This is a genomic window from Streptomyces sp. NPDC055749, from assembly GCF_053617235.1.
Map to the genome: position 1 here is coordinate 65,072 of NZ_JBSHFH010000010.1, position 23,590 is coordinate 88,661.

The following is a 23,590-nucleotide window of genomic DNA, read 5'->3' on the forward strand; positions in this document are numbered from 1 at the left end:
AGACCAGGCAACGAGGACTTCGACAAGACCTCAGGTGGCACTCCGCTCGCTCGACTCCCGCAGACCGCGCTCCACCGCCCGGTGAAACGCCTCGTCCGGGTCTCCCACCGCGCTCCCAGGCCGGCCGGTGCGCAGCAGTTCGCGCCAGCGTTCCTGGCTCCAGTCCGCCGGGGCGGTGGTCTGCACGAAGTCCTCGACCAGGGCGAGGAAGCGGGCGGGCTCGCTGTGGAAGGGGAAGTGGCCCGCGCCTTCGAAGATTTCCAGGCGGCTGCCCGGCATCGCCGCATGCGCGCCGTAGGCGTGATCGACCGGGACGATGCTGTCGCGTGATCCCCAGAGCAGCAGCGTGGGCATGCCCTCCGCCAGATAGCAGCGGTCGAGCATCGTGACGGCCTGGCCGCGCCAGTCCACCACCGCCCTCAGCGTGCTGATGAACGCTCTGCGGGACGTGGCGTCGGGCAGTGCGTCCACCAGGTCGACGAGTTCGGCGGCGTCCTGGCCGAGGTCCGTGTCGAGCAGTTTCATCAGGCGGGTGAAGAGGCCCACCTGGGCGCGCATGCCGGGCAGGCGCAGCGCGGACAGCATCAGGTCGGCGCCAGGAAGCGAGACGGCCCTAAGGACCGGGGTGACCTCGGCGCCCACTCCGCCCGCGCTCACGAGGATGAGGCGGTCGGTGCGCTCGGGGAACTGGTAGGCGAACTGCATCGCCACCCCACCGCCGAGCGAGTGACCCACCAGGGTGGCGCGTTCGATGCCCAGGACTCCCAGCAGGTCGCGCATGCCGTTCGCGTAGGCCGCCACCGAGTAGTCGGCCCGTGGCTTGTCGGAGGCGCCGTGGCCCAGGAGGTCGGGGGCGATGACCGTGTGGTTCCGGGCCAGCTCCGGGATGAGGTTCGCCCAGGTCGCGGAGGAGTCGCCGATGCCGTGGATCAGGAGGATCGCGGGGCCCTCACCCTCGATCCGGTACGCGCGACGGTAGCCGTGCACCACGTGGTGGCTCAGGCGTACGTCCGGGTCGCCGACCGCGTGCAAGCGGTCCGGGCGGGGCGTGTGTGGTCCCGGTTCCGGGGCATCGGCCACAGGAACGCCTCCTGTCGTGTCGCCGTTTTCTCCCCAGCGTAGAAACCTCTGCCGCACGCGGCATTTCGAACGCGTTTCGGGCGCGGCGCCGGACCGGCAGGCTTGCGAGGCAAGGGGATACCCCCATGTGCGCATGGGGGTATCCCCCCAGAGAAGTCGGGGATAAACCCGGTCGCTCGGCTGACGACCGGTCCGTAGGTTCTGGGGTGCAATCGAACCATCGCTTCACCCCACCTCCGGAGGACCCCCGTGACCGCCCCCTCGCACCCGCCGACGCGCACCGCCCACCCGGTTCTCGCGGCCTTCGTGCGCTTCGTGGTGTGCGGTGGCGGTGTCGGGCTCGCCTCCAGCGGGGTGCTCGTCCTGCTCAACGACCGGATGCCCATGGCCGTGGCCAATGCGATGGTCACCGTCGTCTCCACGCTGATCGCGACCGAACTGCACAGCCGGGTTTCCTTCCGGAGCGGGCGTCGCGGCTGGGGTGTCCACCTTCAGTCCGGGCTGACCGTGGCCGTGAGCTACGCCTTCACCACCGGGGCCCTGCTGTGTCTGTACGCCGTGCGGCCGGAACCGTCGGCCATGGTCGAGCAGACCGTCTATCTGTCGGCTTCGGCGCTGGCGGGGGTCGGTCGGTTCGCACTGCTGCGGGTCGTTGTCTTCGCCGAGCGGGCGACGACCGCCGGTGACGTCGCGCTCGGCAAGGCGTCCGTCGCGATGGCGGCCTGACCGGGTGCGGACGGGAAGCCGTACGGGCATGGGTTCCGGACCGTCAGCGGGGTGAAAGCTGGGGTTTGTCGTAGGCGAGGGCGCGTAGGCGAGGGCGCGTATGCCGTGCCGGGCGCCGAGGTAGACCTCCACAGTCGTGGTGCACCGGTCCGGGGCGTAAGGCGGCGGCCTCCCTTCGGGCCCTGGACGGTTCGGACACCCGGCCGTAACCATGGGTTACATGTACATGTCTATCGCTCTTCAGCCGGACGCCACCTCCCTGACCTCCGGCCGGGGCTTGATGTACGCGGCGGCGAGCCCTCGTACGCGCCGCACCACCCGATGACAGGAGTGAGTTGCCCATGCAGAGACGCACTTTCCTGCGCACCGTCACCGCCGGAGCGGGCGCCGTCGCCTTCTCCGGGACGCTGTGGCAGCATGCCGCGTCCGCCGACAGCGGTACGGGACCGTACGGCGCACTGCTGGCCCCGGACGCCAACGGAATCGCACTCCCGGCAGGCTTCACCAGCCGCGTGGTCGCCAGGTCCCTGCACCCCGTCGGGGGCACGATCTGGCACTCGGCTCCCGACGGCGGTGCCTGTTACGCGGACGGGGACGGCTGGATCTACGTGTCCAACTCCGAACTCCCCCTGATCGGCGGCGCGTCCGCCATCCGGTTCCATGCCGACGGATCGACCGACCGCGCGTACCGCATCCTGTCGGGGACCAACCTCAACTGCGCGGGCGGGGCGACCCCTTGGGGTACCTGGCTGTCCTGCGAGGAGATCTACCGCGGACGCGTCTTCGAGACCGATCCCTATGGTCGCAGTTCCGCCGTTTCGCGTCCCGTGATGGGCCGCTTCAAGCACGAGGCAGCCGCCTGCGACCCGGACCACCAGGTCATCTACCTCACGGAGGACGAGGAGGACGGCTGCTTCTACCGCTTCACCCCGACAGCCTGGGGCGACCTGTCCCGGGGCCGCCTCGACGTCGCCTGCACGACCACCGGCGACGGCATCGAGTGGCGACCCGTGCCCTCCCCGTCCGCCCTGCTCACCCAGACCCGCCACCAGGTCTCGGCCGCACGCCACTTCGACGGCGGCGAAGGATGCCACTACGCGGACGGCATCTGCTACTTCACCGCCAAGGGAGACCGCAAGGTCTGGGCCTACGACACGGCCGCGCAGACCATCACGGCCGTCTACAACGGCGACGGCACCCTCAACGGCGTCGACAACGTCACCGGCACCACCGCGGGAGACCTGTACGTCGCGGAGGACGGCGGCAACATGGAGATCAACATCATCGCGAGGGAGGGCACCGTCGCCCCGGTCCTGCGCATCGACGGGCAGTCCGAGTCCGAGATCACCGGTCCGGCCTTCTCCCCGGACGGCACCCGGCTGTACTTCTCCTCGCAGCGCGGGACGAGCGGCGAGCGGACGGGTTCGGGAGGCATCACGTACGAGGTGCGGGGACCGTTCCGTCACTGACGACAACGCCCCGCCGGGCCCACTCGCGCGGCATGGCAGGGCTCCCCGGCGGTCACAATGCCGGGGAGCCCCCGATTTCACCCGCACCGGCTCGCAGAATCGTCGTCGTCCGGCCAAGGGACGATGTCAGTGCCCGTGCCCGTGCCCGAAGTGGCTTTTGCGGATGACGCCATGGACACCGAGCGTCCGGTCCACCACCTGCGTGACGGCGAAGTCGGCAGCCGCGGACAGATAGGCGTACGCCACAGCCCGTTCCATGCCCAGGTCCTCCTGGAGGAAGTCGAGGGCGTTGACGACCGCACGGCGCATCGCCGAATCGAGATCGCTCACCTGTCCCCCACCCGCCGCGCCGTCCGGGTCCGAGAGGCCGATCGGGAGCCAGGCGTCGTCGGTCTCGCCGAAGGGGTGGCGGAAAGCGACCGAAGGAGCGTCGCCCGACCCCGGCTTGCAGACGGTGAGCCGGAACGTGGTGCGCAGTGATCCCTCGACCGCGGTCAGCGCGGCCTCACCGTTGCCCATCGCGAAATGCGGGTCGCCCGTGTAGAAGAGAGCGCCCTCCGCGAACACCGGCAGATAGAAGGCCGAGTCCTGGCCGAGCAGAGCTATATCGATGTTTCCGCCGCCGAGTGTGGGCGGGATCGAGTTGAGCGTGGGCGAGGTGAGACCGTCCGCTTCGGCGAAGGCGACACCCATCATGCCCATGTGCGGATTGAGCGGGAACGAGACCTTGCCGGAACGGCCGAGCGGCAGCACACCGTGGGCACCGCCCCCGTCGCCGCGCTCGACGGGGGTGAACACCGAGACGTTTCCGTACCGTTCGGGGTCCCGGGTCCCCCGGCCGTCGGTCGATACCGGCGGCATGACTTCACCGAGCGTGATGCCGTCCGGCGCGGAACCGTCGGGCCTCCGGGCGAGCGCGCCCTTTCCGTGCCGGCTGGACACGACTCCGTACGGAACCCTGGGCAGCAGCGAGAGCGGTTCGACCTTGAGAACGTCTCCCGGCTCCGCACCCTCGACATGGATGGGTCCGAGCACTACATGCGGCCCGTCGAGGTCGAAGTCGCGCGGGGTGCGGTCGTAGTCACGGGCGATGGCGACGGCGTCGAGAAGGACCTGCGACTCGGCGACTCCCTGCGACCGGAAGTACGTGAGTGGGTCGCGGCCCTGGTCCTCCATCAGGCCCTCGTGCGACAGGGAGTCGACGGTCACCGTCTCGCCCGAGCGCATCCGCAGCACCGGCCTGCTGCCCACCGACGGAACGTAGCCCCAGCGGACGTTCTCGGGCCGAGGCGCCAGATAGTGCTTTCCGTGGACCGGCCCCTTGCCCGGCTGGAGTATCCGGCGCGGATAGGACACCAGCGGCTGCCTTCCGGCACCGGTCCCGGGGGCGGGCGCCCGGCCGGCCGCGGCGGCAGGACCGGACAGCGCGAGCGGCACCGCGCCGCCCGCCCCCACTGCGGTCACCACCGCGGCGGCGCGCAGCAGACCGCGCCGCCCCAAGCGGTCGGCCAGCAGCTCGTGTACAACGCCCGGCTCCAGCGCTTTGTCGGCCACCGTCTGAACCTCTTCTCGTCGACGCGGTCCCCCGAGGAAAGTGGAAGAGGAACCTCCACGTTTTGTAGACGCCGTCCGTTGCCGGTCGATCACTCATGGATGTCTGCGCCGTTAAGCCCTGGCCCCGGCTGCCTGTGGAGGGTCCCCCGCTGGTTGACTGTCGTGGCCGGTCACGGGGGGGCAGGCGAGTTGCATGGGTTGAGCAGGTTGAGCGGGTCGAGCGAATTGCTGAGCTACGGAGGGCATTGATGGGGCAGGCGCGCGCCGGGTGGGTTCGGGTGCCGGTGGGTGACGACGCGGCGCGGTGGGCCACCCGCGGCACATGCAGGCGCGTGCTGATCGTCGTACACAATGTGACCGCGGCGACCCGGCTGCTCGATGTGCTGCCGCTGTTCGACGACGATCTCGGTGTGCAGCTCCTGGCGACCTCGCCCGGCTCCTCGGCGTTCGCGGCCGGGCTGACGGAGCTGCTCCACGAGACCGGCGTGCCCGTCCTCCCCTGGGAGCAGGCCGTCGAGACGCCGGTCAATCTCGCCGTTGCGGCCAGCTTCGGTGGCCAACTGGAGCTGCTTTACGGGAAGTTGGCAGTTCTCTCGCACGGCGTTGGATACACTAAGAGGCTTGCGACACCGGACACCGGACACCGGACACCGGACACCGGACACCGGGCCCGGGTCGGAGCCGGAAGTCGGCGTGGCGCCGACCGCGCCCGTGTTCGGGATGTCCCCTCCCTGGCTGCTCGTGGACGGCGCGCCCCTCGCCGACGCTCTCGTCCTCTCCCAGCCCGAGCAGATCGACCGGCTGCGCGCCGCATGCCCCGAGGCCGCACCGACCGCCGTACTCGCCGGGGACCCGTGCTTCGACCGGATGCTGGCCGCCCGCCCCTACCGCGAGCGGTTCCGCCGGGCGCTCGGTGTGCGGCAGGATCAGCGGCTCGTCGTTCTGAACTCGACCTGGAGCCCTGAGTCCTTGTTCGGGGATGGATTCGGGGACGGCGGGGACGACACTCTGGCTGCGCTGCTGCCCCGCCTCACCTCCGAGTTCCCCGTGGACGAGTACCGCTTCGCCGCGATCCTGCACCCCAACATCTGGCACGGGCACGGCCCGGGCCAGATCCGCGCCTGGCTGGACCGGGCGCGGCGCGGCGGGCTGATGCTGATCGATCCGCTGGCGGGGTGGCGGCAGGCGCTGCTGGCGGCGGATGCCGTGATCGGCGACCACGGTTCCGTCACCTATTACGCGGCAGCGCTCGGCACTCCCGTACTCCTGGGGGCGGCGCCGCTGGAATCCCTCGACCCCGACGCCCCGATCTCCGCGTTCATGCGGGACGCACCCCGCCTCGACCCCGGCGCGGCTCTACGGGCTCAAGTCGACGCGCTCATCGCCGGCCATCGGCCGCTCCCTGGGCCCGCCGAGTTCACCACTTCCGTGCCCGGCGAGTCGGCTGCCCGGCTGCGGGCGCTGTTCTATGCGCTGATGGATGCGCCGGAGCCGGAGTGGAGGGCCTCGCTCACCCCGCTCCCCCTGCCCGCCTGCGAGTCGGTGACTCCGACGCTTCCGTTGCACGTGGTCACGCTGCTGACCGCGTCCGGTTCCGGTGAGGTCGCCGTCAGCCGGTGGGCCGGTCCCCCGCCGGTGACGATTGCGGATGCAGAGGTGCATATCGCGGTGCACGAGGACACACGAGACGTCGACCAACTCGACCTGGCCGAGGTCGTCTTCCGGTACGGGGCGGCCGACGACCGGCGCTTCGGTGACCCGGCTGCCTGGACGGCCGAGGTGCTCGGGCGGCATCGGGGGTGTTCCCTGGCTGCGTATGTGACCGGGCCGCGTGAGGCCGTCGTTCGGGCGCGGGGCGGGGAGCTGCTGCGGCTGGTGACCGAGCGGGACGACGGGCCGGACCCCGCCGTCGCCGCCTCCGCCCTGCACGCACTGCTCGCTGCGGGGCGTCCGGTCGCCGAGGTGGTGGCCGACGGGCTGTGGGTACGGGTCGGGGGCGGCCCCTCACGACGGGTGCGGGTGGTTCCGCTCGGCGTGACGTGAGGGGGCGGGGCCTCAACGAGTGGTGCAGCGCTCGCGCATACGCAGGAGATGGGAGAGGTGGTACTCGGCTCGCAGGCCGGTGAGTGTCGTGATCGCCTCGTCGATCAAGGGGAGCGACGCATCCGTCTCGCCCGCGTCGAGTCGCGTCTCGGCGAGGTCGGTCAGCGCGCGGGCCGTGTTGTACGTGTCGCCGAGCGCCCGGAAGCCCTCGACTGCCCTCCCGAGCGTCTCCGTGGCCTCGTCGCGGCGTCCGAGACCACGCAGGGCGCGCCCGCGGTGACGCTCCAACAGGGCACGTGCGCGCGGGAGATCGGCGGCTCCGTCGTCATGCGTATCCAGTCCGTCCAGGATGGCTCCGGCCTCGTCGAAGCAGTCGTACGCCTCCTGGTGGCGCCACTGGCGCAGGCGCAGCAGCCCCAGGAATTCGACCGCCGAGGAGTGGCCGCGTACATGCCCGGCCGACTGCTCGTCCCTCGCCGCCGCCAGCGCTTCGGCTTCCGCCTCGTCCCAGCGCATCAACTCGGTGAGTGTGTGTGCCAGTTGTGCGTGCAGGGCGCCCGCGTTCGTCGTCCCGGGGCAGTGCGTGTCGGCGATGCGGGCTCCGGTGCGGAGTGCGGGAAGGAGCATCTCGTGTTGGCCCGCCTTGAGTTGGAGCGGCCAGAGGGAGCGGCAGAGGCGTACGACGGTGTCCGGGTCGCCGGACTCCTCGGCGCACCGCACGGCCTGGACGAGGTTCCCGGACTCCGCGAGCAGTACGTCGAGGGCCTCGCCCCGGTCCGCGTAACCGGGCTGATGGCGCGCGGAGGAGGCCGGTGCGGGGACGCGCCAGCTTTCCGGGAGCGCGCCGTGGGCCGCGGACGCTGCCAGTTCGGCGTAGCCGCGCAGCGTCCGGGCGAGTGCCGCCGAGCAGGCGGCGATGCCGTCCTCGCGGGCGGCGGCGCCCTCGGCGTGTGCGCGGATGGCGGGGCGGTAGTGGTAGCGGCCCTGGAGGCGCTCGTCCGTATGGCGCTCCAGCAGCATCCGGTCGGCCAGGTCCTCCAGCAGCGTCGCGCACTCCGCCCGGTCCTCGCCCGTGGTGTGCGCGGCTGCCGTCGCGTCGAAGGCCGGCCATTCCCGCAGCGCCATGAGGCGGTAGAGCCTCGCCGCCGCCGGTTCCAGCGAGCGGTAGGTGTCCTCCGCCGCCGAGCGCACGGGATCGTTGTCGGGCATGGCGGGCGGCTCCGTTGCGGTGGTGCGCTGCGACGGCAGTTGCGGTACGGAGAGCCGGGGCACCGCCGCGCGCAGGGCGTACGGTGATCCGCCGCACCGGGCCAGCAGGGACGGCAGCGTGGCACGGGCCGCGGCGACGGCGGGCTTGCCCGCGAGGTCGGTGAGCAGGCTCACGGCGTCCTTGTCGGCGAGCGGGCCGACGGGGACGCGTACGGCGTCGAGGCCGGGGAACGGGTGCCGGGCCACCACGATGGTGAACACTGCGGGGGCCGAGGTCAGGAGCGGCCGGATCTGGGCCGCCGAATGCGCGTGGTCGAGGACCACGAGGAGTCTGCGGTCCGCGACGCAGCGGCGGAAGAACTCGCCGAGGCGGTCGGTCGCGGTCGGCATCTCCTCGTCGCGGAAGCCCAGTTGGCGCAGAAGCCCTCGCAGTACGGTCCCCACGTCGCGGGGTCCTGCCGTGGTGTCGCCCATGAGGTCGGCGTAGAGCTGTCCGTCGGGGAAGTCCGGGGCGTGGCTTGTGCCGTAGTGCACGGCGAGGGTGCTGGAGCCCATGCCGTCGGGGCCGTGCACCAGGGCGATCCGGGGGCTGCCGTCGGGACGCCTGGTCGCTTCCCGGTGAAGGAGTTTCATGCCCTCCTTGCGGTCCGTGAAGAACCGTATCGAGACCGGCATGCGCGGCTGTCCCGTTCCGGTACCCGGGGCGCCTCCGGCGCTCACCCGGTCGGCGAACGCGCCCCAGGAGGCCGCGATTCGGGGATCGCCGCACACCTGTGCGTGGATCAGGCGGGCCACGTCGTCGACCTCGCCCCGGCCGGTCGGGGCGGGCACCTCACGTCCCGTGATTCTCCGGACGAAGCCCCCGGTCGACTCCCAGGCCCATTTTCCGGCCTCGTTGGCCATGCCCGAGCCGACCGCGCCGAGCACCGCCGTGATGGCGGCCAGCGACAAGGGTTCCAGCATGTGACGCTCCCCGTTCCCGGCGCTCCACGCGATGCGCCCTCCCCGGCACCGACGCTGTCACCGTGCGGATCAACGTTAGCGGCAGGCGGGGTTGGCGCGGGGCGGCTCGGCCTTCCTGGCCTGTATGTCCGTCGCACCTGGCCTGTATGTCCGTCGTGCCTGGCCTGGTATGTCCGTCCTGTCAGTGGCGCCGTCTACTGTTCTTGGCACGGCATCGGAGCAGTGAGGAGCAAGGAGCGAGCAGTGGCAGTGACACACCGGGTCCCGGCCGAGATGTTCCGGTTCACCATGGGCGACCGGGCGCCGCTGTACTCGGCGATCCTTCAGACGTTCGGCGATGCAAACGAGCGGCTGGTGACGGCGCTCGGGCTGGACGAGGTGCGGGAGCAGCTGCGGGGCGTCGGGTGGTTCGGCGCCTTGACGGACGAGGACCTCACGGGGGCTCTGAAGCAGCTCCGGGAGTGGGAGTTGCTCGACGTCATCCAGAACCACGCGGAGAACTACCGCACCGCGGAGGAGTACGAGCGGCGGAATCTCCAGTACTCGCTGACGCGGCGCGGCGAGGCCGCCTTCGCGGGGGTGCAGCACGCCCTCTCCGTTCTGGTGTCGACCGGGGCGCTCCAGACCGCCGTGCTCGACGCGATCGCGGACCGGCTGGCGGAGCTGGACCGGCTGTCGCAGGACGTGACCTCGGGCGACCGGCGGATCTTCGCCACTTTGCAGGAGCTCGAGGGGCACTTGGACGCCCTGCGGGGAAACACCAAGCAGTTCAACGGCGAGCTTCAGCGGCTGCTGCGGACCGACGGCGCCGAGCTGTCCACCTTCCATGAGGTGAAGGGGGCCACGGTCGCGTATCTCCAGGAGTTCCTGACCAATCTCGATCAACGGGCCCACGCGGTCTCGGCGGCCGTCGCCCGGGTCGAGGAGCACGGTACGCGGACACTGTGGGAGCGGGCGCTGCGCGGGGCCGAGCTGCCGCCGACCGGTGGGGACGATCCGGCACCGGCCTGGCTGGCACGCCGGCAGGCGCGGTGGGACGGGTTGCGGGCCTGGTTCCTGCCCGCCGACGGTTCGCCCCCGAGGGTGGAGCACCTGCACCATGTGGCGCGCCGCGCCATCGTCACCCTGCTCCAGGTGCTGGACCGGATCACCGAGTCGCGCCGCAGGTCGACCGGCGCCGTACAGGATTTCCGGGAGCTGGCGCGGTGGTTCGCCGCGGCCCCCGGCGAGGACGATCTGCACCGGCTGTGGGCGACCGCTTTCGGGCTCGGGCCCTCGCGCCACGCGCATCTCGCCCACGCCGACCCGGAGCTCGTCTCCGCCACCGAGAGCTGGCACGACGCCCCGCCCGTCGAGGTCTCCGCCCTGCTGCGTACCAGTGGCCGTACGGAGCGGTTCACGCGTACCGGGCGGGTGCGGGACGTGGCGGCGCTGAAGGCGGCGCGGTCCGAGCGGGCGCGGGTGGAGCGGGCCGAGCTGGAAGCCGCGTGGAGCCTGCTGCGGACCGAATCCCCTGTGCGGCTGTCCCATTTCGGTGCGCTCGACCACGAGGTGTTCGAGCGGCTCCTCGATCTGCTGGGGCGAGCGCTGGCGGTGCGTCCGGACACGACGGGGGTGCGGCGCGCCGTGACCGGGGACGGGCGGGTCGAGGTGGTGCTGCGGCCACCGGCCGACGCGCAGGGTGCGCCGGCCGTCCTGCGGACCGCGCGGGGCACGCTGACCTGTCCCGACTACCTCATCGAGGTGCACACGGCGGGTGCTCCGGCACCGGACTCCGTAACGGTCCGGGTAGCGGCAGGTGCGGTCAGGGATCGGGAGGTGGCGGCCGGATGAGCAACTTCGCCAATCAACTGGTGGTGGCCGAGCGGGAGGAGATGTCCCGCTGTATCCGTACGCTGCTGGTCCGGCCGCTGCTCACCGAGCGGTCCGATCCCGTGGTGTTCGATCTGGTGCGCCGCCGACGTGATCCGCTGACGCACTGGTTCGACTACCACTGCGGCTGGACCCTGGCCGTCGAGCCACGCCTCGGGTACGCCCGGCTGCTGAAGGTCAACGCGGACGCCGACGCGACCCGTCCGGCCAGGCGGACCCGGGCGGGCCGGGCTCCGTTCGACCGGCGGCGGTACGTGCTGCTGTGCGTCACCGCGGCCGAGCTGCTCTCCGTGCCGGTCACGACGATCGGGCTGCTGGCCGACCGGGTCGTCCAGGCGGCTTCGGCGGACGAGGCCCTGCCCGCGTTCGACACGGCGCAGCGTGCGGAGCGGGTCGCGTTCGTCGACGTACTCCGACTGCTGGAGTCGTACGGGGCGTTGCAGACCGTGGACGGGACGACGGACAGCTTCGCCGACTCGGCCGAGGCGAAGGTTCTCTACCGGGTGGACTCCAGCGTGCTGATGCGGTTGCTCGCCGCTCCGTGCGGGCCGTCCCGGCTCGCCGTGCCGGCCGCCGGGATACCGGCAGGCTTCGAGGCGCTGCTGTCCGGACTCGTGCGGGAGCGGCGGTACGGGATGCCCGGCGGCGGGGACGAGGACGACGCGCAGCCCGAGACGCCCTTCTCCCCCGTGCAGCGCAATCTGTGGCTGCGGCATTCGGTGCTGCGGCGCCTGTTCGACCAGCCGGTGCTGCACCGCGACGAGCTGACCGACGCGGAGCTCGGCTATCTGACCTCCCCCACCGGCCGTCAGATCCTGCGGCGCGCCGCCGAGCAGGCGGGCTTCGTGCTGGAGGAGCGGGCCGAAGGGTTCCTGCTGGTCGATCCGGACGCCATCGCCACGGACAGCCGGTTCCCCGACGACGCGAATCACGCCAAGGTCGCCGCACTGCTGCTCCTGGACGTGCTGAACGGCACGCCCGCCGGGTGCGCACCCGAGCAGCTGGCCGTCGAAGCCGGACGGATTCTGGACCGGTTCCCGCGCTGGGGCAAGGCGTACCGGACGGAGGGCGGTGCGGTGGCGCTCGCCGAGGACGCCGTACAGGTCCTGGCCGATTTCCGGCTCGTACGCCGGGAGGGCGGCCGGGTCGTGCCCCGACCCGCAGCCGCCCGCTACCGCGTCACCGGCGCCACTCTGAAGGAAGAACACCCCGTATGACGGTCACCGCACTCCCCCTTCGCGCCTCCGGCTCCCCGTCCGGGGGTCCGGGCCCCCGAGAGCGCTGGCAGCCGACCCGGGCCGGCGTGCTCAACGTGTGGCGCTACTACGACGAGGTGTTCACCTTCCACCGGGGCCGTCTGCTCCTGCGCGGGCCCAACGGCACCGGAAAGTCGAAGGCGCTGGAAGTCCTACTGCCGTTCCTCTTCGACGCGAGTCTGCGCCCGCACCGGCTGTCCACGTTCGGCGGGTCCGAACGCACCATGCACTGGAACCTGATGGGCGAGGGCGCCACCGGGCTCACCCGGGTGGGATATGTGTGGCTGGAGTTCCGGACGGAGCGGGGCGAGGACGGTGAGGAGGGGTTCCTCACCATCGGTGCGCGGTTGCAGGCCGGGGAGCGGACCACGACCGTCACCACGGACTTCTTCACCAGCCGTCGGCGTGTGGGTGTTCCCGGCGGCCTCTCCCTGGTCAACGAGGCGGGTCAGCCCCTCACCAGGGCGGCGCTCGCGGCGGAACTGTCCGGGCACGGTGAGCCTTACGGGGAAGTGCACGCTTCGGCGTCCGACTACCGCGACACGGTGCGCCGCATCCTGTTCCCCGGCCTCAGCGAGCAGCGCTACAACGCGCTGATCACGGCGCTGCTCCAGCTGCGGACGCCGAAGCTGTCCCAGCGCCTGGATCCCTCGCTCCTCTCGGAACTGCTGTCGCGCGCCCTGCCCCCGCTGGACCAGGGTGAGATCTCCGAACTCGCCGACGGGTTCGAGAGGCTGGACCGGCGCCGCGAGCATCTGGCCCGGCTGGAGGACGAGGTGCAGGCCGCGCAGGCGCTCGGGGCCCGCCAGCGCTCGTACGCCCAGCGGGTGCTGCGTGCCGGGGCCGCTGCCCTGATCTCGGCGACCACCGACATGGACAACCGGACCCGCACGGCCACGGAGAGCGAGGAGGCTCTCCGTACCGCAACGGCGGAGCGCGAGAAGACCGAGGAGCAGCAGCGCGAGACCGAGGCACTGGGCGCCGAACTCGCGGCGCGGATCGAGGCGTTGACGGAGTCCGACGCCTACCGGGCGGGGCGGGATCTGGACCGGCTCAGGCAGCGGGCGGCCGAGGCGCACCGGGACGCGGAGGCGCGCCATCTGGCGGCCGGTGCGGCCCGGACGACCGCGGACCAGGACGAGACCCGCCGCACCCGGGCCGTGGACGCGGCGGACGCGCAGGCCGAGCGGGTCCGCGTCGCCGAGAGCGACTCCTGGCAGGTCGCCAGGCGGGCCGGCATGTCCGCCGCCTGTGCGGAGGTGAGCGGCGCGCTCGAAGCGGGCAACGCCGACCGGGCCGGACAGATCCTGCACGGTGCGGTGCGGGGGCGCCGCAGCCAGGTGGAGGAGGTCCGCGAAGCGCTCGACGGACTCCGCGGCGCCGTCGCCGAACGCACGTCCGCCGAAGAGCGCGTGGAGGATTCCCGGGCCGGGCTCGCCACGGCGTCCGACCGGCGTACGGAGGCCGCGTCCCGGTACCAGCAGGCGGTGGCGGCCCAGGCGGAGCGGCTGCTGAGCTGGGCCGGGCAGTGCGGGGAACTCTCCTTCGACGCGGGCGCCCTGGAGGAGTTGGCGGGCCGGGCCACCCGCGAAGCCGAGGTGCTGGCCCTGGTGGACGCGGCGGCTCGTACGATCGAATACGCCCTGGCCACGGCCGAGACCACGGTCGCCGCCCGCATCGCCACGGCGCGGGCGGATCGCGAGGCACTGGTGGCCGAGGCCGGGCAGCTGGAGGGCACCGCGGAGCTGCCGCCCCCGACCCCGGCGTTCCGTACCGCCGACCGTTCTCGTCTTTCGGGGGCACCGCTGTGGAAGCTGGTGGCCTTCCACGACGCGGTGCCCGCAGCCACGCGCAACGCGGTCGAAGCCGCCCTGGAGGCCAGTGGCCTGCTCGACGCGTGGGTCGCGCCGTACGGGGGCGCGTTCGCGCTGGGGCACGACACGTTCGCCGAGGCGGAGTGGGCCGAGCCCGCCCCGGCCCGCCATCTCGGCGAGGTGCTGCGGCCGGAGCCGGGGGCGCCCGTCTCGGCGGAGCGCATCGGTCAGTTGCTGGCCGGTATCGCGTACGGGGACACGCTGCCCCCGGAGCACGGCGCCGCGGTCGGTGCGGACGGCACGTGGCGGCTCGCCAGCGCCACGGGGAGCTGGGCCAAGCCGGACGTCGCCTACATCGGGGCCTCGGCACGGGCCAGGTCCCGGGAGCGCCGTGTCGCGGAGCTGGCCGAGGCCATCGGCGTACTGGATCACACACTGGCCGGTCTTGGGGCCGAGCTGGAGGCGGTCGCCGCCCGGCGGGAGACGCTGGAGTTCGACCGGGCCTGCCGCCCCGATCACCGCGCCGTCGCCACCGCGGAGCGCGAGCTCGACCGGGCCCAGTCCGACACCGACGCCCGGGACGACGCCGTGCGGGAGGCGGTAGCGCGGCTCACCAGGTGCGAGGCCGCCGCCCGGGCAGCGCAGGACGGGCTCGACCACGCGGCGTCCGAACACGGGCTGCCGGCCGACGCACAGGCGCTGCGCGCGGTGGCGGAGACGGTCCAGGGACTTCAGGACATCGGGAGTCAGTGGCTTCTCGCCCATGTCCAGCTGGCTTCGGAGCGGCGTACGGCGGAGGAGCTGCGGTCCCGTTCCGAGCGTTCCGGCCGGGCGGCGCTGGAGCACGAGGCGGAAGCGGGCCGCGCGGCATCGGCGGCGCGGGCGCTGGCCGCCCAGTTGGAGGAGATCGAGCACACCACCGGCGCGGAGTACGAGGAGACGCTCGCCCGCATCGAGGAGATGCGCACGGCGCACCGGCGCGCCCAGACGGGACTGCGGGAGTGCACCGACGGGCTGCGGAGGCTCGAAGGCCGTATAGGCGCACTGAACAGTGAGCGGGCCGTGGCGGCGGCGCGGCGCGACGCCGCGGTGACCGCGCGCGATGCCGCCGCGGACCGTTTCCGGTATCTGCTGCGGCTGGGCTTTCCGGCCGACGCGGGGGCCGAGGCCGATGTGCGGGCCGGGGAAGGGACGAAGGCCACGCTGGAGACGGCCCGCACGATGGGGGCGCTGTGGCCGTCCGTGCCGTACGAGCCGAAGAACCTCGCCGACGCGCTCGGGCGGCTCAGCGAGACCGTGCACGCGAGCCGTCAGGCGCTCGGTGAGCGGGCCGACCTCGCCCTGGAGACACATGACGACGTGCAGGTTCTCTCCGCCGCGATGGACGGCGTACGCATGGGGGCAGCGGGCCTGCTCGCCGCGTTGACTGCGGAGCGCGACCGCAGCCGGGACGAGATCACCACCGATGAGCGCGAGCTGTTCGACCGCACCCTCACGGGCAACACCCGGCGCCATCTCGCGGCGCGTATCCGGCAGGCCAACGAGCTGGTCGACGCGATGAACGCCCGTCTGGAGCGGGTGCGTACGGCGTCCCGGGTCGCCGTGCGTCTGGTGTGGCAGGTCGATCCGGGTCTCCCGCCCGGCACCAGGGCCGCCCGCGACATGCTGCTGAAGGACCCGGTACGGATGTCGGACGGGGACCGTGAGGCGCTGCACCGGTTCTTCCGCGAACGGATCGAGGAGGCGAAGGCGTCCGACACCGCGAAGAACTGGGAGGAGCAGCTGACGCGGGTGCTGGACTACACGGCGTGGCACCAGTTCGTGGTGAAGCTGGACCGGGCCAACGGGCAGGGCTGGCAGCTGCTCACGAAGAAGCTGCACGGCGCGCTGTCCGGCGGGGAGAAGGCCATCGCGCTGCATCTGCCGCTGTTCGCAGCGGTGGCCGCGCACTATCAGGCGGTGCCGCGGGCGCCCCGGCTGATCCTGCTGGACGAGGTGTTCGTCGGGGTCGACTCCACCAACCGGGGCCAGGTCTTCGAGCTCCTGTGTTCGCTCGACCTCGACCTCATGCTCACCTCGGACCACGAGTGGTGCACGTACCGGGAGCTGGACGGCATCGCCGTGCACCAGCTGATCACCGGGGGCGGGGGCCCCGACGACGACGCGGTGACCACGGCCCGCTTCGTGTGGAACGGCGCGGATCTGGTGGCGGACGAGGTGCCGGTAGCAGCAGCGGCACCGGCACCGCACGAGGAGGAGGCGCCGCTCCAGGAGGAGGCGCCGCACGAGGAGGAGACACCGCCCGTGCCGTCGCCCCGTGAGGAGCAGGGGTGAAGCATCCGCTGGACCGACCCGAACTGGCCCCGCTGTGGCAGGCGTTCCACGCACGGCTGTCCGCCGGGCAGCCGGTCACGAGGGTACGGATCGGGCCGCTGGACGAGGCCGCCCGGAGCGCGCTCGCGGATCTCCTCGGCCTCGACCGGCTCCCCGGTCCGCAGCCCACGGTCCCCCTGGCCCGGCTCGACGAGGCGCTCCTCGACAGCTGCGGCCAGGACACCCGCTCCGTGGTGGCCGCGATAGTCGGCCCGCTCGGCGACCGGGCGGCGGACCGCGCCTCCGAGGCCGCAGGCCGCGCCGCCCTGTGGGAGTGGTTCACCACGCACCCGGTCGTCCTGGCGCAACCCGCGCTCGACGCCTGGGTGACCCCGGTCCGGCGGGCCGGGGTGATCGGCGGTTCCGTACCGGCGACCCGGCGTGCGCTCGGCGACGCACTGCGTGTCCTGGCCGGACTACCGGCTCGCGGAGAGCCGTTGCCGGTCTTCGCGACCCGTATGCTCGACGACTCCCACGCACTGGACGACGGCACCCGCCTCTCCTCCCTGGTACTGCGCGCCCTGTGCGCCCTCTACGGCGTCCCCGCACCCGAGACGGCATCGGACCGGCGCTCCCTGTGGTCGCGGGCGGGGATCGCGGACGACGCGCTCTCCACGACGGTGCTCACCGCAGGCATGCACCCCACCGGCCGGGGCCCGGTGGCCCGCGCGCTCACCGCGTTCTCGGCCGCCGGGCACGCCTCCCACCTCACGCTGGCGCAGCTGCGCACCCCCGGCGACCTCCAATTCCCGCGCACCACCGTGCACATCACCGAGAACCCCAGCATCGCGGCCCTGGCCCTTCAGCGCTTCGGGCCGTCCTGCCCGCCCCTGGTGTGCACCTCGGGCTGGCCGAACAGTGCGGTGGTTCTCCTGCTCGACCGACTCGCCGAGGCCGGTGCACCCCTGCGCTACCACGGCGACTTCGACGGGGAGGGTCTGCGCATCGCCGCCCACGTACTGGCCCGGAGCACCGCAGGACCGTGGCGCATGTCCACGTCCGACTATCTCGCGGCACACGCACTCTCGCCCTCGGGGCCGGACGCCGGGCGGATCACCGACGCCCCCTGGGACCCCGGCCTCGCCCCGGCTCTCGCGGACCGGGGGACGGCCGTGCTCGAAGAGCATGTGGCCGAGGAGCTGCTGACCGACCTGGCCAGGTTGTGCGCCGATCGTCAGACCGGGTCCACCCAAGGTCTACCCGCAAGTAACTCCCGCTGATTGGATGTGTGTCGCCGGTTCACCCCCCATCAGCAGAACCTGGAGACCCAGTGCCGCACATCTCGCTCCGCCGCCTCTCGGGCGTGACTCTGTCCGCCGCGCTCACCGCGGTCACGCTCGTTGCCGGTGCACCCCCGGCTTCGGCCTCGGCAACCGCTTCGGCCGCCGAGACGCCCTCGCTGCGCGTGCTCTCGTACAACGCGTTCCTTTTCAGCACGAGCCTCTATCCGAACTGGGGCCAGAGCCACCGGGCCACGGAGATACCGAAGACGTCGTTCTTCCGCGGCAATGATGTCGTCGTCGTCCAGGAGGCGTTCGACAACGCGACCTCCGACGCGCTGATCCGCAACGCCTCCGCCGAATACCCGTACCGCACTCCCGTGGTGGGCCGGAGCACGAGCGGCTGGGACGCGACGCACGGCTCCTACTCCGCGGCGACTCCGGAGGACGGCGGCGTCACCGTACTCAGCAAGTGGCCGGTGATCCGCAAGGAGCAGCACATCTTCAAGGACGCCTGCGGCGCCGACTGGTGGTCCAACAAGGGCTTCGCCTACGCCGTGCTGAACGTCGACGGCACCCGCGTCCATGTTGTGGGCACCCACGCCCAGTCGACCGATCCCGGCTGCGCGGCCGGTGAAGCGGCGCAGAAGCGCAGTCTCCAGTTCAAGCAGATCGACGCCTTCCTGGACGCGAAGAACATCCCGGCATCCGAACAGGTCATCGTGGCGGGCGACTTGAACGTCGACTCGCACTCCGCCGAGTACGCGTCCCTCCTCGCCGACGCCGGTCTCGCCGGAGCGGACGCCCGGACGGGGCACCCGTACTCCTTCGACACCCAGGACAACTCGATCGCCGCCGAGCGCTACCCGAACGACCCCCGCGAGGACCTCGACTACGTCCTGCACCGTGCCGGGCACGTGAAGCCGGCGGGCTGGACGAACGAGGTGATCAAGGAGCAGAGCGCCCCCTGGACCGTGTCCAGTTGGGGCAAGTCGTACACGTACACGAACCTCTCGGACCACTACCCGGTGGTCGCGTCGGGACAGTGACGGCGATGGTGACGGCGATGGTGACGGCGATGGTGATGGTGACAGCTACCGTGACCGGCATCGGTGGATAATCGGACACCACCGTCCGCCACACCCCACGCCGTGAGCCGTACCGAAGGAACCTCTCCATGGGCCCCGCACTCCAGCCGTTCCAGCTCCTGCCGGGAGCGGCCGGGTCGCCGGTGCTGCTTCACGTACCGCACTCCTCCCGCATCGTCCCCGAAGAGGTACGGGCCGGGATCGTGCTGGACGACGGGGCCCTGGAGCAGGAGACCGACCACATCACGGACTCCCACACCGCGGAACTGGCGGCGCTGGCGGCGGCAGCCGCACCCGTGGAGCCCTGGAGGTTCGTCAACGGGCTGTCGAGGCTGGTCGTCGACCCGGAGCGCTTCCCCGACGAGCGCGAGGAGATGCTGGCCGTCGGCATGGGCGCCGTCTATACGCACACCACGCACCGCGAGCGGCTGCGCGCCCCGGACGTCGATCCCCAGCCCCTGATCGACCGCTACTTCCACCCCTACGCCGCGGCGATGACCGCGGCCGTCGACGAACGGCTCGCCGCCACCGGGCGGGCCGTCGTCATCGACGTCCACTCCTACCCCACCGCCCCGCTGCCCTACGAACTGCACGGCGCGGGGCCGCGTCCGCCGGTCTGTCTGGGCACCGATGCCTTCCACACGCCGCCCGAGCTGGTGGCCGAGGCCGAGAAGGCGTTCGCCGGGTTCGGCGGTACGGGGCTCGACAGCCCCTTCCCCGGTACGTACGTGCCGCTGAAGCATTACGGCAGGGACCCGCGCGTCACCGCGCTGATGATCGAGATCCGGCGCGATGTCTATATGCGGGAGCCAGGGGGCACGGCCGGTTCCGGCCTGACCTCCCTGGCTGCCGCGCTGGCCGCGCTGGTGGGTGCGCTGTCCCGGGGCGACGGCCGGCCGGGGCGTGCGAGGTCCCGACCGCTCAGGCCTTGACCTCGGACGCCGCGACGGGCCGGTCCGCCGGAGCGGGCACGGACCCGGACGCGGCAGCCGTGGGGCGTACGGGGATGAAGGAGGCGACGACGGCTGCCGCGAGGCCGACACCGCAGCCGATCATCAACGCCGCACGGAAGCCGTCCTCGGACGGCAGAAGGAATCCGCCGAAGTCCGTCGTCATCTGCGCGAGCACCACGCCCATCACGGCGGCGGCCACGGAGCTGCCGATCGAGCGCATCAGCGTGTTGAAGCTGTTGGCCGACGCGGTCTCCTCCGGCGGCACCGCACCCATGATCAGGGCGGGCATCGCCCCGTACGCCAGGCCGACGCCCGCGCTGCAGACGATGGTCACGACGAGCAGCCCCCAGGTCGAGCCGAGGAGCAGCAGCGCGGAGGCGTAGCCGACGGAGATGACCAGGCTTCCCACGGCCAGGGTGACCTTGGGGCCGCGGGCCGCCGAGAGCTTGGCGCCCAGCGGCGCCAGCACCATCATCATCAGTCCGCCCGGGGCCATCCACAGGCCCATGGCCATCATCGACTGGCCCAGGCCGTAGCCGGTGGCTTCCGGCAGCTGGAGCAGCTGGGGCACGACCAGCGCCTGTGCGTACATCGCGAAGCCGACCAGGATCGAGGCCGCGTTGGTCATGAGGATCTGGGGGCGTGCGGTCACCCGGAGGTCGACCAGCGGCTCGTCGCTGCGCAGTTCCCACCACGCCCAGGCCAGCAGCACGACGATCGCGGTGGCGAACAGTCCGAGGGTGGTTCCGCTCGTCCAGCCCCAGTCGGAGCCCTTCGACACGGCGAGCAGCAGGGAGACGAGTCCGGCGCCCAGGCCGGCCGCGCCCAGTACGTCGAAGCGTGCCGAGCCGGTACCGGCCCGCCCGTCGGGCACGAAGAGCATGGCGAGTACGGCGACCAGCAGGCTCAGCGCGGCGGCGACCCAGAACAGCACACGCCAGCTGGCGTGCTCGGCGACGGCCGCGGAGAACGGCAGACCGAGCGCGCCTCCCACACCCATGGAAGCGCTCATCAGTGCGATGGCCGCACCCAGCCGCTCGGCCGGGAGCACGTCGCGCAGGAGGCTGATGCCCAGGGGCACCACGCCCATGCCGAGGCCCTGCAGCCCGCGCCCGACGATCATCGGCACGACGGATGAGGCGAGCGCGCAGACCACCGAGCCCAGGACGAGCGGGACGGTGGAGACGAGCAGCATGCGCCGCTTGCCGTACATGTCACCGAGCCGCCCGGCCACGGGCGTCGCGACGGCGGCCGACAGCAGGGTGGCGGTGATCACCCAGGACGCGTTGGACGCACTGGTGTCCAGCAGCTTCGGGAGGTCCCCGATGAGTGGCACCACCAGGGTCTGCATGATCGCGGCCACGATTCCCGCGAGTGCGAGCACCCCGACGACCCGCCCGTGGCGGACGTCGGGCTTGGAGCTGACCACTGTGTTTCTCCCTCGGCTGTCCTCGGACCCTCGACCGGACCCAGATGTGCACTCTACACACATCATGCATGATGCATATCCGGATACCATGCATCATGTGCGGAAGGGCTGGCGAGGGCAGCCCGTACCGGAGCGAGCCAGGAGCCGAAGGATGCCTCGCGTGAACAAGCCAGTTCATCTGATCGAATTCGAGACCATGCTGCTCGGGCGGCATTCGCATCTGTTCAATCCCCGTACACGGCAGACCGGCGGTCGCCTGGACCGCAGCGCCTATCTCCTGCTGAGCCGCATCGAGATGGACGGCCCGATGTCCATCGGCCAGCTCAGCGACGCCTTCGGCCTGGACGCCTCCACGCTGAACCGGCAGACCGCGGCCATGCTGCGCGCCGGCGTCGTCGAGCGCATCGCCGACCCGGACGGCGGGATGGCCCGCAAGTTCAGCATCACCGCCGAGGGCAAGCACCGGCTGGACGCCGACCGCGCCGACTACACCCAGGGCCTGGGCAGGGTCCTGGAGAACTGGACTCCCGAGGAGGTTGCCACCTTCGCCGGCTTCCTCACCCGCTTCAACAGCGACATCGAGCGCCTGGACGGGCACCCCTGGCCGCGCCCCTGAGGCATCGCGAACGAGCCATGCACCGCACCGCGAAGACACCGGAAAGACGGCCGGGAGAGGCGCGGCGCATTGCATCACTTCGTCACGGACCCGACACGCGGGCGAGGCGGAGGAGAAGACATGAACGGTACGTCGGACGGTGGTCGGTGGAGACGGTTATGGGCGGGGTGTGTTCCCCTCCTTGCCGCGATCTCCGCCGGTGCCCTGCTGACGGCGCCCTCGGCGACGGCAGCGCAAGCCGCACCCGCGGCGCAAGTGGCGCCGTGTCCGGAGCTGCCGTGCGAGGGATCGGACCCCGGGGCCGTCACCGCATGGCAGACGGGCGGCGCTCCGAAGCTCGTCAAGGAGGCGGTCCTGGCCTCGGGTACCCGTATCAAGCTGTATACGGGCAAACCCGCCTGGGACACCGCCGGAACGGTCTACTCCTGGGCCGAGGTGACCCTCACCGGCACCACCCAGGGGCGCGGCTGGCTGCGGACCGAGGAGAATCTCGGTGACGGCATCAACATCAAGTCGTCCCTGGAACACCCCCGCTCGTACCGCGACACCACTGGCACCACCGGCATGTTCCTGTACGACACGATCAGGTACGGGGTCGTGTACGCCAACGGCGCGTGCGTCACGGACGGCAAGGAGACGGGGTGCGTCAACGCCACCTCGTCCGAGGTCGTGCCCAACGGCCCGTGTACGGGCTGGTGTTCCGACGCCGATCCGACCGCCATCGCCGCATCCGACTGGTCCTACGTCGACCGCTCCGACCTCGACCGCGTGGCACTGCCCTCCGGAGCCTCCGTCCGGAAGGTCGACGGGCGGCTGAAGCAGGGCAGCTACCTCGGCTGGGCCGAGGGCCAACTGACCTCCTCCGGAGGCAGGTTCTGGCTGGAGGCATGGCAGGGCGCCGGCCGCTGGGGCGAGGTGTACACCGAGTTCACGCCGGAGGGCGCCTCGCGCACCACCTCCGGTGCGACCCGCGCCTACTCGTGGCTCCCTGAGCTGCGCGCCTGCGTCAGCGACAGCAGCGGCACCGCGTGCACCCGCGACCCGGACGCCACGACGACCGCCCCGGCCCAGGCACCGTGCGCCACGCTGCCCTGCGCGGGCGTCGACTCGACGACCGTCACGGAATGGATGCCGAACTACGAACCGCGCCTGGTGGAGGACGCCAACGTCTACCAGGGCGGCCGGCTGAAGATCTGGGAAGGCCGTCCCGCCTGGGACCCGCACCACATGTACTACTGGGGCGAGGCCGAGCTCCCGACGGGCCGCCCGGGCGTCTTCGCCACCCTGATGACACACAGCACCCCGGGCGCCGACTCACGTGCCCAGCGGCCGGTACCCGTCGCCGGGTCCCGGCTCACGGCAACCGGCAGGACGAAGATGTTCGCCCTGGACCCCCTGTCCGGCAAGGAGATCGCCGGACTGGTCGTCGACGGCAGGAACTGGGCGTTCGCGACCCAGCAGGGCAACAACATGAGCATGAGCGACCAGGAGGGGACGATGGGCCCCTGCGCCCCCGGCGAGGCATGCGAGGACGTGGCCCCCGCCACGGTCACACAGTGGGACTCGGTCGCCACGGACTGGTCGACGGCGAAACTCCCCGGCGGACAGCAGGTCACCCTCAGCGGCTCCCGCCCCGTCTGGTCGGTCACCGACTACTACGCCTGGGCCCACACGACGGCCACGGGTACGACGGTGTGGCTGGAGGACAAGGCTCCCGGAGGGACGTACACGAAGGTCGCCGCCGAGAAGATCATGAAGGCGACGAGCGGGCAGTCGGTACGGGCCTGCATCAGCGACGGCACCGCGACGGCGTGCACCAAGCCTCTGCTGTAGCGGGCACCGGAGAACTCCCGGAGTGGCTCAGCCACCCCGGGAGTCTCTTCGTATCCCTGTGGTCAAGCCCCGAAATACCAAATTCAGCGATG

At 71.8% G+C, this 23,590-nt stretch carries 15 protein-coding genes; 11 read left to right on the forward strand and 4 right to left on the reverse strand.

The genetic code is table 11. From position 1 onward, the window contains the following. Window positions 1-30: 30 nt before the first annotated feature. Entirely contained in the window at window positions 31-1,080 is a 1,050-nt protein-coding gene (locus ACWGO0_RS10200) for an alpha/beta fold hydrolase (RefSeq protein WP_453530894.1), read from the reverse strand. Between the two features lie 249 nt (window positions 1,081-1,329). Between ACWGO0_RS10200 and ACWGO0_RS10205 the strand changes: the two genes are divergently transcribed. Further along, complete coding sequence (locus tag ACWGO0_RS10205; protein ID WP_453530897.1) at window positions 1,330-1,806, forward strand: hypothetical protein; 477 nt, start codon at window positions 1,330-1,332, stop codon at window positions 1,804-1,806. Window positions 1,807-2,147: 341 nt separating this feature from the next. Then, window positions 2,148-3,275, forward strand: coding sequence for an alkaline phosphatase PhoX (locus ACWGO0_RS10210; RefSeq protein ID WP_453530900.1), 1,128 nt, complete (start codon window positions 2,148-2,150; stop codon window positions 3,273-3,275). A gap of 126 nt (window positions 3,276-3,401) precedes the next feature. Here the strand turns inward: ACWGO0_RS10210 and ACWGO0_RS10215 are convergent, their stop codons facing one another. Continuing rightward, window positions 3,402-4,829: an acetamidase/formamidase family protein gene (locus ACWGO0_RS10215; RefSeq protein ID WP_453530903.1), complete on the reverse strand. Its 1,428-nt coding sequence runs from the start codon at window positions 4,827-4,829 to the stop codon at window positions 3,402-3,404. Window positions 4,830-5,450: 621 nt separating this feature from the next. Here ACWGO0_RS10215 and ACWGO0_RS10220 point away from each other — a divergent pair. Then, window positions 5,451-6,872 carry a hypothetical protein gene (locus ACWGO0_RS10220; RefSeq protein ID WP_453530906.1) on the forward strand — a complete coding sequence of 474 codons (1,422 nt, stop codon included), beginning with the start codon at window positions 5,451-5,453 and terminating at the stop codon, window positions 6,870-6,872. 12 nt (window positions 6,873-6,884) lie between these two features. Here ACWGO0_RS10220 and ACWGO0_RS10225 read toward each other — a convergent pair whose 3' ends face one another. Then, on the reverse strand, window positions 6,885-9,044 hold the full coding sequence (locus tag ACWGO0_RS10225) for a tetratricopeptide repeat protein (protein ID WP_453530909.1): 2,160 nt from the start codon (window positions 9,042-9,044) through the stop codon (window positions 6,885-6,887). Window positions 9,045-9,317: 273 nt separating this feature from the next. Between ACWGO0_RS10225 and ACWGO0_RS10230 the strand changes: the two genes are divergently transcribed. From ACWGO0_RS10230 to ACWGO0_RS10255, 6 genes are all read left to right on the forward strand, one after another. Continuing rightward, complete coding sequence (locus tag ACWGO0_RS10230; RefSeq protein ID WP_453531164.1) at window positions 9,318-10,877, forward strand: TIGR02677 family protein; 1,560 nt, start codon at window positions 9,318-9,320, stop codon at window positions 10,875-10,877. Then, entirely contained in the window at window positions 10,874-12,133 is a 1,260-nt protein-coding gene (locus ACWGO0_RS10235; protein ID WP_453530912.1) for a TIGR02678 family protein, read from the forward strand. The genes ACWGO0_RS10230 and ACWGO0_RS10235 overlap by 4 nt, the downstream gene beginning before the upstream one ends. Then, window positions 12,130-16,320: a TIGR02680 family protein gene (locus ACWGO0_RS10240; RefSeq protein ID WP_453530915.1), complete on the forward strand. Its 4,191-nt coding sequence runs from the start codon at window positions 12,130-12,132 to the stop codon at window positions 16,318-16,320. Before ACWGO0_RS10235 ends, ACWGO0_RS10240 begins: the two co-directional genes overlap by 4 nt. After that, window positions 16,317-17,579: a TIGR02679 family protein gene (locus tag ACWGO0_RS10245; protein WP_453530918.1), complete on the forward strand. Its 1,263-nt coding sequence runs from the start codon at window positions 16,317-16,319 to the stop codon at window positions 17,577-17,579. Before ACWGO0_RS10240 ends, ACWGO0_RS10245 begins: the two co-directional genes overlap by 4 nt. A gap of 50 nt (window positions 17,580-17,629) precedes the next feature. After that, entirely contained in the window at window positions 17,630-18,628 is a 999-nt protein-coding gene (sph, locus tag ACWGO0_RS10250) for a sphingomyelin phosphodiesterase (RefSeq protein WP_453530921.1), read from the forward strand. 128 nt (window positions 18,629-18,756) lie between these two features. Next, complete coding sequence (locus tag ACWGO0_RS10255) at window positions 18,757-19,599, forward strand: N-formylglutamate amidohydrolase (RefSeq protein ID WP_453530924.1); 843 nt, start codon at window positions 18,757-18,759, stop codon at window positions 19,597-19,599. Here the strand turns inward: ACWGO0_RS10255 and ACWGO0_RS10260 are convergent. After that, window positions 19,589-21,049, reverse strand: a complete 1,461-nt coding sequence (locus ACWGO0_RS10260) for an MFS transporter (RefSeq protein ID WP_453530927.1) — start codon at window positions 21,047-21,049, stop codon at window positions 19,589-19,591. The two genes, ACWGO0_RS10255 and ACWGO0_RS10260, sit on opposite strands and share 11 nt — an antisense overlap. A gap of 151 nt (window positions 21,050-21,200) precedes the next feature. Between ACWGO0_RS10260 and ACWGO0_RS10265 the strand changes: the two genes are divergently transcribed. Further along, window positions 21,201-21,665, forward strand: a complete 465-nt coding sequence (locus ACWGO0_RS10265) for a MarR family winged helix-turn-helix transcriptional regulator (protein WP_453530930.1) — start codon at window positions 21,201-21,203, stop codon at window positions 21,663-21,665. 120 nt (window positions 21,666-21,785) lie between these two features. Further along, entirely contained in the window at window positions 21,786-23,498 is a 1,713-nt protein-coding gene (locus ACWGO0_RS10270) for a hypothetical protein (protein WP_453530933.1), read from the forward strand. Window positions 23,499-23,590: the final 92 nt, after the last annotated feature.

What these genes read in the sequence shown, in the direction of transcription:
- ACWGO0_RS10210 (WP_453530900.1), top strand. Translation starts at nt 2,148, where the DNA reads ATGCAGAGACGCACTTTCCTGCGCACCGTCACCGCCGGAGCGGGCGCC.
- ACWGO0_RS10225 (WP_453530909.1), bottom strand. Translation starts at nt 9,044, where the DNA reads ATGCTGGAACCCTTGTCGCTGGCCGCCATCACGGCGGTGCTCGGCGCG.
- ACWGO0_RS10230 (WP_453531164.1), top strand. Translation starts at nt 9,318, where the DNA reads ATGTTCCGGTTCACCATGGGCGACCGGGCGCCGCTGTACTCGGCGATC.
- ACWGO0_RS10235 (WP_453530912.1), top strand. Translation starts at nt 10,874, where the DNA reads ATGAGCAACTTCGCCAATCAACTGGTGGTGGCCGAGCGGGAGGAGATG.
- ACWGO0_RS10240 (WP_453530915.1), top strand. Translation starts at nt 12,130, where the DNA reads ATGACGGTCACCGCACTCCCCCTTCGCGCCTCCGGCTCCCCGTCCGGG.
- ACWGO0_RS10255 (WP_453530924.1), top strand. Translation starts at nt 18,757, where the DNA reads ATGGGCCCCGCACTCCAGCCGTTCCAGCTCCTGCCGGGAGCGGCCGGG.
- ACWGO0_RS10265 (WP_453530930.1), top strand. Translation starts at nt 21,201, where the DNA reads ATGCCTCGCGTGAACAAGCCAGTTCATCTGATCGAATTCGAGACCATG.
- ACWGO0_RS10270 (WP_453530933.1), top strand. Translation starts at nt 21,786, where the DNA reads ATGAACGGTACGTCGGACGGTGGTCGGTGGAGACGGTTATGGGCGGGG.